Origin of the sequence: Roseicyclus sp. (assembly GCF_965662675.1) — a bacterium.
Taxonomy (GTDB): Bacteria; Pseudomonadota; Alphaproteobacteria; order Rhodobacterales; family Rhodobacteraceae; genus Roseicyclus.
In genome coordinates, this window is sequence record NZ_CBFIIK010000064.1 from 1 (window position 1) to 14,708 (window position 14,708).

The window sequence follows — 14,708 nt, forward strand, 5'->3', positions numbered from 1 at the left end:
CTGGGCCAGCCAGCAAGATATGGACGACATGATCAGCCTTGCGCTGCGCGTGAACGACTTTTTGTCGGGGCTGATGCTGGGCGTCGGCATCAAGCTGGTGGATTTCAAGATCGAGATCGGCCGGATCTGGGACAATGATTACATGCGGCTGATCATCGCCGATGAGATCAGCCCCGATAGCTGCCGCTTGTGGGACATGGAAACGGGCCAAAAGCTCGACAAGGATGTGTTCCGCCGCGATCTGGGAAATCTGGCCGATGCCTATACCGAGGTGGCGCGCCGTCTGGGTGTGATGCCGCAACGCGAAACCGGCGTGACCAAGCCCACGCTGATCAACTGACGCGCAAGCCGCTGGGTCGGGCGTTGCGTATTTTTGGAAAGATGAAGGGAAGGCGCGCATGAAGGCCACCGTGACCGTGATGTTGAAATCGGGCGTGCTGGACCCGCAGGGCGAAGCGGTGAAAGCGGCCTTGGGAAGCCTTGGCTTTGACGGTGTGGCAGGTGTGCGCCAAGGCAAGGTGATCGAGCTCGATCTGGCCGCAGGTGCGACCGAGGCCGATGTGACGGCGATGTGCGAAAAGCTGCTCGCCAACACGGTGATTGAAAGCTACCGGGTGGAGATGCGTCCGTGAAGGCGGCGGTTCTGGTTTTTCCCGGCTCGAACTGTGACCGCGATCTGGCCGTGGCCTTCCGGGCCGCGGGCTTCGAGACTCAGATGATCTGGCACAAGGATGCGGTCTTGCCCGCCGGCGTGGATATCGTCGGCGTGCCGGGTGGGTTTTCCTATGGCGATTACCTGCGCTGCGGTGCCATTGCCGCGCAGTCGCCGATCATGCGTGCTGTGGCCGCCCATGCGGCGGCGGGCGGCTATGTTTTGGGGATCTGCAACGGCTTTCAGGTCTTGTGCGAGACCCGGATGCTGCCCGGCGCCTTGATGCGCAATGCCGGGCTGAAATTCGTCTGCCGTGCGCAAAAGCTGCGTGTCGAGACGGCTGATAGCCTGTTCACCAGCGGTTATGCCCAAGGGGCCGAGATCACCATTCCGATCGCGCATCATGATGGCAATTACGTCGCCGATCCCGATACGCTGGCTCGGCTGGCGGCAGAGGATCGGGTTGCCTTTCGCTATGTCGGCAACCCCAATGGCGCGGTCGATGATATCGCGGGCGTGCTGAGCGCCAATCGCCGTGTGCTGGGCTTGATGCCCCATCCCGAGCGCGCGATGGAACCGGCCCATGGCGGCGCCGATGGCGCGGTGATGTTCCAAAGCCTCGCCCAAGCATTGGTGGCGGCCTAAGCGCGCGCGCCGCTTGAGCGCGGGGCCGCGGGCCCCTACGATAGTGGCATGATCACCGTCGATCCCCATGGTCCGCAAGACCCGCAGCTGCGCCGGCGCAGCTGGATACTGCGCGCGGTATTGGTGTTGTTCGTGCTGAGCGCGGGCGCGATCATCTGGGTGTCCAATACCTATCTGACCCAGCGGTTCACTGAGACGACCCGCAACCGGGCCGAGCTGCGCTTGGCGATCTATTCGGGCAGCTTGCAATCGGAACTGCAACGCCACTCGGTCGTGCCGCTCTTGCTGTCGCGCGATCCGGTGCTGATCCGCTCGCTCGAGACGGCGAGTTATCTCGAAACCAGCTCGCGGTTGATCTCTTACATCGACGAGATCGGGGCCGCCTCGCTCATGCTGCTCGATCGTGACGGGCGCGTCGTGGCCGCCACCGATCGCGAGCGTTTGGGCCAAGGGCGCAGTAGCGACCCGTTTTTCGTGCAGGCCACGCGGTCCAATGACACGGTCTTTACCTCGAACGAGCCCGAAACGGGGCGGTTCGACTTTACCTTTTCGCGCGCCATGCGCGGCACGGATAACCGGCTGCTGGGGGTGATGGTGGTCGAGGTCGACCTGTCGCGACTGATCGAACGCTGGCGTGGTGCGGCCGAGGCGATCTTCCTGATGAACAGCGAGGGGGCCATCATCTTGGCGACCGAACCGCGTTGGCGCGGCCGCACGGAGGCCGAGGCGCTGAGCCTGCAGCCGGTGCAAACCGCCATCCAGCGCGCGATCCAGGCCACCGGCGATTTCGCATTCGGTGAAACGCGTCCCGGCTTTTTCGATAGTGATGTGATCCGCCTTGAAAGCCGCATCCCGTTTCGCGGGTGGCGTATCGTCAGCTACACGACCTTCACCTCGGTCCGCGAGCGGGTGAACGGTGTCTTGTCGCTTCAAATCATGGGATTCGCCTTGCTCTTGGCGGGGGGCTTCTATGTTTTTGGGCGCCGCGCCCGGATGCAGTCCTTTCGTCTGCAGCGGGAATCGGCGGAGCTTCGCCGGTTGAACGCGCGGCTGCAGCGGGAAATCGCCGAACGCCAGCGCGTCGAGCGGACACTGGAAGAGGCCGAGCAAAGCCTTGCACAAAGCCAAAAACTGGCCGTGCTGGGCGAGATGTCGGCGGCCGTCAGCCATGAGTTGAACCAGCCCTTGGCGGCGATGAAGACCTATCTGGCCGGCGCGCGGCTGCTGTTGCAGCGCAAGCGCGTTGATGAGGCCGCGTCGAGTTTCCAGCGCATTGACGATCTGATCGACCGGATGGGCGCGATCACGCGGCAACTGAAATCCTATGCCAGAAAGGGCGCGGAGGCGATGGAGCCCGTCGATCTGCGCGATGCGCTCAAGGGCGCGCTCACGATGATGGAGCCGCAATTGCGCACCACGCGGGTCGAGATCAGCCAAAGCCTGCCCCGCCGCCCCGTCATGGTCTTGGCCGACCGGCTTCGGCTGGAGCAGGTGATCATCAACCTGTTGCGCAACGCGCTCGACGCGCTGAAGGATGTCGATAAACGCGAGTTGGACCTGTTGATCGCCGAGGGCGAAGAGGCGGTGCTGACCGTGCGCGACAGCGGGAAGGGGATTGACGATCTCGATGCCTTGTTCGAGCCATTCTACACCACCAAGAAACCCGGAGAGGGGGTGGGGCTGGGGCTGGCGATTTCGTCGGGGATCATCACCGATTTCGGCGGGCGGTTGACCGCGCGCAATGGCGAAACAGGCGGCGCGGTGTTCGAGATCCGACTGCGGCCGCTATCTGGCGGCGATACGCAGGCGGCACAGTAAGTGAAAGGGAAGCGCGCATGAAGATCGCGATCGTGGATGATGAACAGGATATGCGCCAGTCGATCAGCCAGTGGTTGGCGCTCTCAGGGTTCGAGACCGAGACTTTCGCATCGGCCGAAGACGCGCTCAAGGTGATCGGCTCGGATTGGCCGGGTGTGGTGGTCAGCGACGTCAAGATGCCGGGCATGGATGGCATGGCCTTTCTCAAGCGGCTGATGGGCGTCGATAGCGGCCTGCCGGTGATCATGATCACCGGCCATGGCGATGTGCCGATGGCGGTCGAGGCGATGCGGATCGGGGCCTATGACTTCCTCGAGAAACCCTTCAACCCCGACCGGATGACGGATCTGGCCAAGCGCGCGGGTCAGCAGCGGCGCCTGACGCTCGACAACCGCGCGCTGCGCCGCGAACTCAGCGATGGCACGGTCTTGATGCGCAAGCTGATCGGTACCAGCGCCGTGATGGAGCGTCTGCGCGAGGATATTCTCGATCTAGGCCAAGCCGATGGCCATGTGCTGATCACCGGCGAGACCGGCACCGGCAAGACGCTGGTGGCGCATGCGCTGCATGCGGTGGGCCCGCGCGCGGGCAAGAGTTTCGTCGCGCTGTCTTGCGCGGCGCATGACGAAGAGACACTGGCCGCGCGCCTCTTCGGCCCGGTGGGCGAGGATCAAGACAAGCCATTGGTCGAACAGGCCCGCGGCGGCACCCTCGTGCTGGAAGATATCGACAGCCTGCCGCAAGCGCTGCAGGCGCGGCTCTTGACGGTGATCAATGAGCAAGGCGTGCCCGCGGAAACGCGAATCGTGGCGATCTGCAATGCGCCCGAGCCCGAACATTGCGAGGCGAGCCTGCGGCCCGACCTTTTCTATCGGCTGGCGGCCATGCGTATCGACCTTCCGCCGCTGCGCCAGCGGGGCGAGGATATCTTGACCCTTTTCACCCGTTTCGGCGAACAATTCGGCGAAGAATACGGCACCGAGGCACCGCAGGTCACAGCCCAAGAGGCCGCCCAGCTTTTGCAAGCGCCTTGGCCCGGCAATGTGCGTCAGCTGATCAATATCGCCGAACGCGCCATCTTGCAGCAGCGGCGCGGCTCGGGCTCGATCGCGTCGCTCCTGATGGCCGACAATGCCGAGATCGCGCCGCAAGCCATCGGCGAGGGCAAGCCCCTCAAGGAATATGTCGAGGCTTTCGAGCGGATGTTGATCGACAACACCATGCGCCGCCATCGCGGTGCGATCGGCAATGTGATGGACGAGCTTTGCCTGCCGCGCCGGACGTTGAACGAGAAAATGGCCAAGTACGGGCTGAGCCGGTCGGATTATTTGTAACGCCATTGCCTTGGCTTGGTCGGACGCGCGCATCGCGGCGTGCACGAATTGCCATTGCGTTTTGTTCCCGGCGGCCCTTAATGTGCAAGGACGGCAGTTTGCCGTTTGGACAAGTTTCTCTGCATCCCCCATCCGCGCAGGTTCCCGAGCGCGACAGGGACAGCAGGTCACTCGGGCGCGAACCGCATCGGTTCGACCCAAATTGAACCGCCCCCGCAACGGGGCATGAATGGGCGCGCCGATCATCGGCACGACCGGAGACAGACGCGATGCACCGTAAGGGCACAGACATGGCAAGACGGGCAGGGGTCACCACCTCAGCCGTCGCCACGGCCCCCGGCATCGCTCATCACAAATATCGCGACATCGCCCCCGCCGTCCGGTGCAGCAATGCACCGCCGGGGCGCGCGCGTGGCCTGTCGCGGGCAAGGACAAAATGGCAAAGCAGATGCTCATCGATGCCACCCACCCGGAAGAGACCCGGGTTGTCGTGGTTGACGGAACCAAGGTCGAAGAGTTTGATTTCGAGTCGCTGAACAAGCGGCAACTTGCAGGAAATATTTATCTGGCAAAGGTCACGCGGGTCGAACCCTCGTTGCAGGCCGCCTTTGTCGACTACGGCGGCAACCGCCACGGTTTCCTCGCATTCTCGGAAATCCACCCCGATTATTACCAGATCCCCGTGGCCGACCGCGAGGCGCTGCTGCGCGAAGAGCGCGAATATGCCGAAGCCATGGCCGATGAGGCCGAGGAAGAAGCCAAGCCCAAGCGCGCCCGCCGCACCCGTCGCCGCAAATCCTCCGACACCAAGGCCGAAGCGATGGCAGGCGATGCCATTGCCACCGCCGAGGTCGAAGCGATCGAGGGGATGGAGGTCGTCGATCTGGGCGAAGGTGCCGAAGATGGTGACGATCACGATGGCGATGCCGCCGATTTCGTCCCTGCCGATGCGGGCGATGACGGCGCACATGATGATGACGGCGATACCGATACCGATGGCGAGGGCGCGCCTGCCGCCGAAACCATCACCGATGACGACGCCGAGGAAGATATCCGCCCGATGCGCAAACCGCGCGCGCGGCGCTACAAGATCCAAGAGGTCGTCAAGGTCCGCCAGATCATGCTGGTGCAGGTCGTCAAGGAAGAGCGTGGCAACAAGGGCGCGGCGCTGACCACCTATCTCAGCCTCGCCGGCCGCTATTGCGTGCTGATGCCCAACACCGCACGCGGCGGCGGGATCAGCCGCAAGATCACCAATGCCGCCGACCGCAAGAAGCTCAAGGAAATCGCCCATGAGATCGACGTCCCTCAGGGCGCGGGGCTGATCATCCGCACCGCGGGCAGCCAGCGGACCAAGACCGAGATCAAGCGCGATTACGAATATCTTCAACGCCAGTGGGAACAGATCCGCGAACTCACGCTGAAATCCATCGCGCCCGCGCCGATCTACGAAGAGGGTGATCTGATCCACCGCACGATCCGCGACCTTTATACCCGCGAGATCGACGAGGTGCTGGTCGAAGGCGAGGCAGGCTATCGCCATGCCAAGGACTTCATGAAGATGATCATGCCGTCCCACGCCAAGAACGTGAAAGCCTATACCGATCCCACGCCGCTCTTCGCGCGCTACAAGGTCGAAGGCTATCTGGCGGATATGTTCAACCCGACCGTGCAGCTGCGCTCGGGCGGCTATATCGTCATCGGCATCACCGAGGCGCTGGTCGCCATCGACGTGAACTCGGGCCGCGCCACCAAGGAAGGCTCGATCGAGGAGACAGCCCTCAAAACCAATCTCGAAGCCGCCGAAGAGGTCGCCCGTCAGGTCCGCCTGCGCGATCTGGCCGGTCTGATCGTGATCGACTTCATCGACATGGATGAGCGGCGCAACAACCTGGCGGTCGAAAAGCGGCTGAAAGACAAGCTCAAGACCGACCGCGCCCGCATTCAGGTCGGCCGCATCTCGACCTTCGGACTTCTGGAAATGTCGCGCCAACGTCTGCGCCCCGGCATGCTCGAGGCGACGACCCAGCCCTGCAAGCATTGCCATGGCACCGGGCTGATCCGCTCGGATGACAGCCTTGCGCTGTCGATCCTGCGCCAGCTCGAGGAAGAGGGCGGTAAGGGCCGCTCGAAAGAGGTCAAGGTCATCGCGCCGGTCGATATCGTCAACTACCTGATGAACGAAAAGCGCGATTACCTCGTGGCGATCGAGCTGCGCTACGGCATGTCGATCCGCATCGAGGCGGATGTCACCATGGTCTCGCCCGATTTCAAATTCGAGCGTTTCAAGACCGCCACGCGCAAGATCACGGCCGTCTCGCCGGTGATCGCGATGGATGCCACCTTGATGGACGAGATCGAGGATGAGGCCGACACCAGCGTCGATGTCGAGATCGACGAGGATGACGATAGCGATGCGCCCGCCGCCAAACCTGTGGCCAGCGCGGCCGCCGATGCCGAGAACGGCGAGGATAACCCGCGCAAGAAACGCCGCCGCCGTCGTGGTGGCCGTGGACGGCGCAAGAAAATCGGCGAGAACGGTGTCGAAACCGATGCCGATGGTGTCGCCGAGGGCGAAAGCGACGCCGAGGATGACAGCGACGCCGCGGGTGAAGGCGACGCCATTGTCGAAGCGCCCGCCGCCGCCCCCGCCGCGCCACAGGGCGACGCCGTGACGGAAACGGTCGCCGAAGTGGTCGCCGAAAAGCCCAAGCGGCGCAGCCGTAAACCCGCCGCCGCCAAGGCAGAGCCCGTCGTCGTGGAGGCTGCAGCCGAAGCTGATGCATCGCCCGCCCCGGTGGCCGAAGAGGCACCCGCCAAGCCCGCCCCAAAGCCGCGTAGCCGCAGCCGTGCCAAACCCGCGGCCAGTGCTGATGCCGAGGCGTCGCCCAAGCCTGAGGCTGTTGTTGTCGCAGCGGAGCCAACGCCTGCGCCGGCTGCCGCACCGGCCAAGGTGGAACCCGCCAAGATCGAGCCCGCAGTGGAGGTCGTATCAAGCGCACCCGCCGCCGAGCCGGACAAGCCGCGCCGCCGCGGTTGGTGGTCGAAAGGCTGACCCGATCACGAAAAAGGGCGTCCCAATGGGGCGCCCTTTTTCTATGCCTGACCCAAGCGATCCCCGCTTGTGGTGCGCCTTGGTCCCCGCGCAGCGGGGCTCAGTTATCGCCCTCGCGTAGCATCGCCACGATCTGCTGCATCCCATCAAGCGGCACATAGCCCCGCACCATCTGATCACCGAAAACGAAACTTGGCGTTCCGGTAATCTCGAGCCTTTGACCCAGCGCGTAATTGGTGTCGATCGTGGTCTGCACCAGCGGATCATCCATCGCCGCGACGATCGCTGCCGCGTCAATCCCAAGGCTTGCGGCCAACGCCTCGAGCGCGGGGATGGCCACATCGCCGCGCATCGTCATCAGCGCGTCATGCACCGCGAAATAGGCCGCGTCGCCATGGGCGATCCGCGTGGCGATGGCAAAGCGCGACGCCAGCATCGATTGTTCGCCCAAGATCGGAAATTCCTTGACGATCAGCCGGATATTGCCGTCGAAATTGATCAGGTCCATCACTTCGGGATGGGCGCGGCGGCAAAAGCCACAGCGGTAATCCATGAACTCGACGATGGTGATATCGCCTTCGGGGTTGCCCAGGACGACATCGAAGGCGGACGCGAAAAGCGCATCGGCATTGGCCGCGACCGATTGGGCGTCACGGGTCACTTCGGCTTCGGCTTGCTGTTGTTCCAGCACGGCGATCGCCTCCATCAGGACCTGCGGGTTTTCCAACAGATAGGCGCGCACCTCGGCCCGAAAAGCGGCCCGCTCGGCGGCGCTGAGATTGTCGAGTTCTACCGCGGCGGCGGGTGCGGCAAGGCCGAAGGCGAGGGCAAGGGCAAAGGGTAGGGCGGCGAGCTGTTTGAACACGGGCGATGGGCTTTCTTTGGTTGGTCGATCACGGGTTGCGCGCAACTTAGCATATTTGCACAGCTTCGCTACCTGCGCTTGGCCGCACCCCCTTTTGGTTCCGCTTGCGTTGACGCCGGGGCCGTGGGCTGGTTCAAGACAGGCAACCAAGCCCGGAGCCACAAATGCGCCAGTCCCGCCGCAGTGCCGTTGACCCGTTCATCGTGATGGATGTGATGGAGGCCGCCCGCGCCGCCGAAGAGGCGGGCCGCCATATTATCCATATGGAGGTGGGCCAGCCCGGCACAGGTGCGCCCGCGGTCGCACGCGCCCGCCTTGCCGCCGAGATGGAAAAGGGGCCTTTGGGCTATACCGTCGCCTTGGGCAGGCCCGATCTGCGCGCGGCCATCGCGGCGCTTTACGGCGAATGGTATGATCTCGATCTCGATCCGGCGCGGGTGGTGCTGACCTCCGGGGCGTCGGGGGGGTTCATCTTGGCCTTCTCGGCGCTTTTTGATGCGGGCGCGCGTGTTGGATTGGGCGAGCCGTGCTACCCTTCCTATCGCCAGATCTTGACCGCGATGAGCCTGACACCCGTGGGCCTGACCACCGAGATCACGACCCGCTACCAGCCGACGCCCGCGCATCTGTCGGCCGATCTGGATGGGTTGATCGTGGCCAGCCCCGCCAATCCGACCGGAACAATGCTTGGCCAACCGGAACTGGCCGCGCTGGCCGATGGCTGTGCCGTCCAGAATATCGCGCTGATCTCTGATGAGATCTATCACGGCCTGCAATACGAGGGCCGCGCCGTCAGCGCGCTGGAAGTGACCGATGATGTCTATGTCATCAACTCGTTTTCCAAGTACTTTTCGATGACGGGGTGGCGGCTTGGCTGGATGGTGGTGCCGCCCGACCATGTGCGCGTGGTCGAACGCTTGGCGCAGAACATGTTCATCTGTCCCGCCCATGCCAGCCAGATCGCGGCCTTGGCGGCGCTGTCGCCCGAGGGACGGGCCGAGCTTGACGGCCATCGCCTTGTCTATGCCAAGAACCGCGAGATCGTGCTTGCCGGTTTGGCGGCGGCGGGGCTTACCCAAAGCGCACCCGCCGATGGGGCGTTTTACATCTATGTCGATGTCTCGGCCTATACCGATGACAGCTTGGCGCTCTCGGGGCAAATTCTGGCCGAGGCGGGCGTTGCCGTGACGCCGGGGCTTGATTTCGACAAGGCGCGCGGTGCGCGCTTCTTGCGGCTGTCCTATGCACGCGGAACCGATGAGATCACCGAGGGCATGGCACGCCTGTCCAGATTTTTCGCCGCGCGGCGCGAGGGTGGTGCGATCCGGACTTGGGTGTAGCGCGTCCGTCTGCTAAACTTTCGATAACCGAAGAACTCCGGGATGAAACCCTGTGATGCGAGCAGTCTTGAGGCCGTTATTGTCGGCATGCCTGTTGTTTTTGTCCGGTCTTGCGGCAAACGCGCAAACCGGTGCGGATCTGGCTGCCTTGGCACGGCTCTTGCCCGAGAACAGCCATGTCAGCGCCGATGCGGGCGGCGTGACGCTCGACCTTGGGCTAAGCCAGCCTGTGCCTTACCGGCTCTTCAGCCTTGCCGACCCCGAGCGGATCGTGATCGATTTCCGCGAGGTCGCCTTTGGTGACTGGCCGCAAACGGTCGATTGGCCCGCGGCGATCAGATCGGCGGATGCGGGGCCTGCGCGGATGGCGGGATGGTCGCGTCTGGTTTTGAGTCTGGCGCAACCCTTGCAGCCACAAACCGTTGAAATGACGACAGATCCGCTTACGGGACAGGCGCGTGTAAGCCTCCGGCTGGTGCCGGTTTCCGCGGCAGGCTTTGCTGCAACGGTGGCCACCCCCCCCGAGGCGCAGGCCCCGCAAGCAATTCTGCAAGGTGATGGGCGCCTGCCCGATGATGGGCGTGTGGTGGTGGTGATCGATCCCGGTCATGGCGGCGTCGACCCCGGCGCCGTGCGTGGGGCGCATACCGAGGCCGATCTTGTTTTGACTTTTTCCCGCGAATTGCGCGATGCGCTGCGACGGACCGGGCTCGTTGATGTGGTGTTGACGCGCGAAGCCGATGTCTTCGTGCCGCTGCCCGCGCGGGTGACCACGGCGCGCGCGGTGGCGGCGGATCTGTTCATTTCTGTCCATGCCGATGCCTTGGCCGAGGGGCGCGCGCGCGGTGCCACGGTCTATACCTTGTCCGATACCGCCTCAGATGCGGCCGCAGCCGCCTTGGCCGAGCAGCATGACCGCGCCGATCTGTTGCAGGGCATCGATCTGCATGGGGCCGATGATGTGGTGGCCGGGGTGCTGATGGATCTGGCCCGTATCGACACCGCCCCACGCAGCACGGCCTTTGCGGCGGCGCTGGTGGAAAGTATCGGCGCGGCCGATCTGCGCCTGCATCGCCGACCGATGGGCGAGGCGGGCTTTACCGTGCTGCGCGCGGCCGATATCCCCTCTGTCTTGCTGGAAATCGGCTTCATCTCGGACGAGGCGGACCTGCGCAATATTCTCGACCCCGCTTGGCGGGTCGCGATGCAGGGTGCGATTATCGCTGCGATCATGGACTGGGCCGAAGCGGATGCCGCGCGCATGGCCTTGGTGCGTCAATGAGGCGGTCGCAACTTGCCGATATCGCGCCCATGTGTTTTGACCCGGCCGCTATCAAAGATTATATCGTGGTGATGACAGGCGGACTGATCGCATGATCCGATTCATCATTGGCTTTGTCGGCGCGATCTTCAGCGCTGCCACCCTTGGCGTCATCGCAATCGCCATGGCGGTGGGCGGCGTGCTGTATATCTACTCGCACGACCTACCCGGCCATGACGCCTTGGCCAATTACGCCCCCCCCACGATCAGTCGGATTTATTCGCGCGAAGGAATGATCGTCGATGAATTCGCCGCCGAGCGGCGCTTGTTCGTGCCGGCCGAGGAAATCCCCGATCTGGTGGCCCATGCCTTCGTTTCAGCGGAAGATCGCAATTTCTACCAGCATGGCGGTTATGACCCGCGCGCCATCGCCGCCGCCTTCGTCGAGGCTGTCCGCTCGCGCGGGCGCGATGTGCGCGGGGCCTCGACCATCACGCAGCAGGTGATGAAGAATTTCTTGCTCGACGGCTCGCGCACGATCGAACGCAAGGTGCGCGAGATCATTCTGGCCGCGCGGATCGAAACCGCGCTGAGCAAGGAACGTATTCTCGAGCTTTATCTCAACGAGATTTTCCTTGGGCAAAACTCATATGGCGTCGCCGCAGCCGCGCAGACATATTTCAATACCAACCTTGAATCGCTGAGCTTGGAACAGGCCGCTTATCTGGCCGCGCTGCCGCAAGCACCGTCGAATTTTCACCCGGTGCGCGATTACGACCGCGCAATCAGCCGCCGCAATTACGTGCTGCGCGAGATGTATGAGAACGGCTATATCGCGCGCGCCGAGATGGAGCGCGCGCAGGCCACCGCGCTTGAAACCGTGCAGGGCGGCCATATCGAGCCGTTCCGCACCGCGATGCCGCCACGCAACTATTTCACCGATGAGATCCGCCGCCAGCTTTCGGCACAATATGGCGAAAGCGAATTTCTCTCGGGCGGTTACGCGGTGCGCGCCACGATGGATGAAAGCCTGCAGCGCGTGGCCGAGATCGCGCTGCGCCGCGCCTTGGAGCGCTATGACCGTGATCGCGGCCTGTGGCGCGGCGCGCCTGCGCGTCTTGCGCGCGAACGTTTGGCCGATGAGGCACAGTGGCGACAGGCCTTGGCCGAAACAACCGTGGCACGCGATATCGAAGGCTGGTCGGTGGCCGTGGTACTTGAGGTCGATGGGCAGCGCGCGCGCATCGGGATCGAAGGGTTGGCCTATGACCCCGAAACCCATCTGATCCCCGCCGAAGATGTAACATGGGCCCGCCCGGTCGATGCAGAGGGCAATCGCGGCGCCCAGGCGCGCGGGCCTGACGATCTTTTGGCGGTGGGCGATGTCGTGCATGTCCGCGCCATGACCCGCGACAGCGATGGCAGCGTCTTGCGCTGGTCGCTGCGCCAAGTGCCCGAGGTGCAGGGCGGCTTCATGGCGATGGATGTCAACAGTGGCCGTGTTCTGGCGATGCAGGGCGGCTTTTCCTATCAGCATTCAAGTTTCAACCGCGCGACACAGGCGACCCGCCAGCCCGGCTCTTCGTTCAAGACACTGGTCTATGCGGCAGCCCTCGATTCCGGCTACAGCCCCAATACGATCGTTATCGATGCGCCGATCGAGTTGGAAACACCCGAAGGAATCTGGCGGCCGCAAAACGCCTCCGAGCGTTTTTACGGCCCATCGCCGCTCAGAACCGGGATCGAGATGAGCCGGAACCTGATGACCGTGCGCTTGGCCCAAGATGTCGGGATGGAAACCATCGCCCGCTATGCCGAGCGTTTCGGTGTTTATGACGATATGCAGCCCTTCTTGGCCAATGCGCTGGGTAGTCAGGAAACCACCTTGTTCCGCATGGTCGCCGCATACGCGATGTTCGCCAATGGCGGCGAAAGGGTCGATCCGACATTGGTGGACCGAATTCAGGATCGTTGGGGTAATACTGTCTATCGCCATGATCAGCGGCTTTGCCCTGATTGCGAATTCGCCTCGCTCGGTGCGGGGCTGGCACCGGCCATCATGTCGAACCGCCAACGCGTGATCGACCCGGTGACGGCCTATCAGCTGACGTCGATGATGCAAGGTGTGGTCGATCGTGGCACGGCCGCCTCGACGGTCAATCTTCCGGTGCCGGCGGCGGGCAAGACCGGCACCACCAATGACGCACGCGATGTCTGGTTTGTGGGCTTCACCTCATCCATCGCGGCGGGGTGCTATATCGGGTTCGACCAGCCCAGCCCGATGGGCCGTGGTGCATCGGGCGGCGGTATGTGCGGCCCGGTGTTCAACGAATTCATGCTGGCCGCGATCGAGGAATATGGCGGCGGTCCCTTCGCCGTGCCGGAGGCGGGCGTCTTTTTCCCGATCGACCGTTTCACCGGGCAGCGCTTGGCCGATGGGGCCTCGGGCGCCAATGTCGTCTATGAATTGTTCCGCGCCGGCGAAGAGCCTTATTTCGGCGCGCAGGCGATCATCGATGGCGGTTGGGCCATGGGCGCGGATTTGCCGCTTTACGCGGCGGGCGATGGCGGGGCGGGCGATGCGGCCGCCGATCAGGGCCAGACCGTGACCACGTCGACGGGTGACGCTGCCCGCGTGCCGACCCAAACCGGCTTCGGCACCTTGAGTTCCGGGGGCTTGTATTGACATTGGGAGGGGTCGCGGCCTTGTCGCGGGCCCGCCCGTTGGTATATCAGCGGCGCGATTGACATAAAGGCCGAGCAGATGCGCGCTGAGACGCAAGCGAATATCGAAAAGATCCGCAAATCCCTGACCCTGCTTGGTCAGCGTTTGGGGATCGAGACCGCCCAGCACCGGCTGGAGGAATTCAACGCGCGCGTCGAAGACCCCAATTTGTGGAATGACGCGGCCAAGGCGCAAAAGCTGATGCGCGACCGCCAGATGCTGGTCGATCGCATGGGCATGCATGAAAGCATCCGCCGGGGCCTCGATGACAATCTCGAATTGATCGAAATGGGCGAGGCTGAGGGCGATGAGGAAATCGTCGCCGAGGCCGAGACGGCGTTGGCCGCGCTGGTCGATCTGGCCGCCACCAAGGAGCTGGAGGCGCTGCTCGATGGCGAGGCCGATGCCAATGACGCCTTTCTCGAGATCAACGCCGGCGCAGGTGGCACCGAGGCTTGCGACTGGGCGCAGATGCTCTCGCGCATGTATGTGCGTTGGGCCGAAAGCCGCGGCTACGAGGTCGAGCAACAAGATATGTCGCCCGGCACCGAGGCGGGGATCAAATCCGTCGTCTTCCAGATCAAAGGGCCAAACGCCTATGGCTGGCTGAAATCGGAATCGGGCGTGCATCGGCTGGTGCGGATATCGCCCTTCGGCAAGGGCACGCGCGAGACGAGTTTCGCATCGATCTGGGTCTATCCGGTGGTCGATGACAATATCGAGATCGACATCAACCCCTCGGAGATCCGGATCGACACCTACCGGTCGTCGGGTGCGGGCGGGCAGCATGTGAACACCACCGACTCGGCCGTGCGGATCACGCACCTACCCACGGGGATCGTGGTGACAAGTTCCGAGAAATCACAGCACCAAAACCGCGATATCGCGATGAAGGCGTTGAAATCGCGGCTTTACCAAATGGAGTTGGACCGTCGCAACGCCGCGATCAACGCCGCCCATGAAGCCAAGGGCGAGGCGGGCTGGGGCAACCAGATCCGGTCTTATGTCCTGCA

The 14,708-nt window shown here is 63.6% G+C and carries 11 protein-coding genes; 10 read left to right on the plus strand and 1 reads right to left on the minus strand.

Annotated features, from left to right (window positions below; translation table 11 throughout):
* The 6 genes from ACTG4J_RS10240 to ACTG4J_RS10265 all read left to right on the plus strand — a co-directional run.
* Window positions 1–340: phosphoribosylaminoimidazolesuccinocarboxamide synthase (locus ACTG4J_RS10240; RefSeq protein ID WP_439139242.1), on the plus strand; the 340-nt coding region annotated here is incomplete at its 5' end.
* 58 nt (window positions 341–398) lie between these two features.
* Window positions 399–632 (plus strand): phosphoribosylformylglycinamidine synthase subunit PurS, encoded by a 234-nt coding sequence (gene purS / locus ACTG4J_RS10245; RefSeq protein WP_439139243.1) that lies wholly within the window; start codon window positions 399–401, stop codon window positions 630–632.
* Complete coding sequence (gene purQ, locus ACTG4J_RS10250) at window positions 629–1,297, plus strand: phosphoribosylformylglycinamidine synthase subunit PurQ (protein WP_439139245.1); 669 nt, start codon at window positions 629–631, stop codon at window positions 1,295–1,297. Before purS ends, purQ begins: the two co-directional genes overlap by 4 nt.
* 48 nt (window positions 1,298–1,345) lie before the next feature.
* Complete coding sequence (locus ACTG4J_RS10255) at window positions 1,346–3,115, plus strand: sensor histidine kinase (protein ID WP_439139247.1); 1,770 nt, start codon at window positions 1,346–1,348, stop codon at window positions 3,113–3,115.
* A gap of 17 nt (window positions 3,116–3,132) precedes the next feature.
* Window positions 3,133–4,449: a sigma-54-dependent transcriptional regulator gene (locus tag ACTG4J_RS10260; protein ID WP_439139248.1), complete on the plus strand. Its 1,317-nt coding sequence runs from the start codon at window positions 3,133–3,135 to the stop codon at window positions 4,447–4,449.
* A 436-nt stretch (window positions 4,450–4,885) separates the two neighbouring features.
* The gene (locus ACTG4J_RS10265; RefSeq protein WP_439139250.1) at window positions 4,886–7,504 is read left to right on the plus strand and encodes an Rne/Rng family ribonuclease; all 2,619 of its coding nucleotides are present in this window, start codon (window positions 4,886–4,888) and stop codon (window positions 7,502–7,504) included.
* 100 nt (window positions 7,505–7,604) lie between these two features.
* Here ACTG4J_RS10265 and ACTG4J_RS10270 read toward each other — a convergent pair whose 3' ends face one another.
* Window positions 7,605–8,369: a DsbA family protein gene (locus tag ACTG4J_RS10270; protein ID WP_439139252.1), complete on the minus strand. Its 765-nt coding sequence runs from the start codon at window positions 8,367–8,369 to the stop codon at window positions 7,605–7,607.
* A 164-nt stretch (window positions 8,370–8,533) separates the two neighbouring features.
* On the opposite strand from ACTG4J_RS10270, the gene ACTG4J_RS10275 reads away from it, so the two are divergent.
* From ACTG4J_RS10275 to prfB, 4 genes are all read left to right on the plus strand, one after another.
* Window positions 8,534–9,709 (plus strand): pyridoxal phosphate-dependent aminotransferase, encoded by a 1,176-nt coding sequence (locus tag ACTG4J_RS10275; protein WP_439139254.1) that lies wholly within the window; start codon window positions 8,534–8,536, stop codon window positions 9,707–9,709.
* A 148-nt stretch (window positions 9,710–9,857) separates the two neighbouring features.
* Complete coding sequence (locus ACTG4J_RS10280) at window positions 9,858–10,991, plus strand: N-acetylmuramoyl-L-alanine amidase (RefSeq protein ID WP_439139256.1); 1,134 nt, start codon at window positions 9,858–9,860, stop codon at window positions 10,989–10,991.
* A gap of 91 nt (window positions 10,992–11,082) precedes the next feature.
* Window positions 11,083–13,656: a penicillin-binding protein 1A gene (locus tag ACTG4J_RS10285; RefSeq protein ID WP_439139257.1), complete on the plus strand. Its 2,574-nt coding sequence runs from the start codon at window positions 11,083–11,085 to the stop codon at window positions 13,654–13,656.
* Between the two features lie 78 nt (window positions 13,657–13,734).
* Window positions 13,735–14,708: peptide chain release factor 2 (gene prfB / locus ACTG4J_RS10290; protein ID WP_439139259.1), on the plus strand; the 974-nt coding region annotated here is incomplete at its 3' end.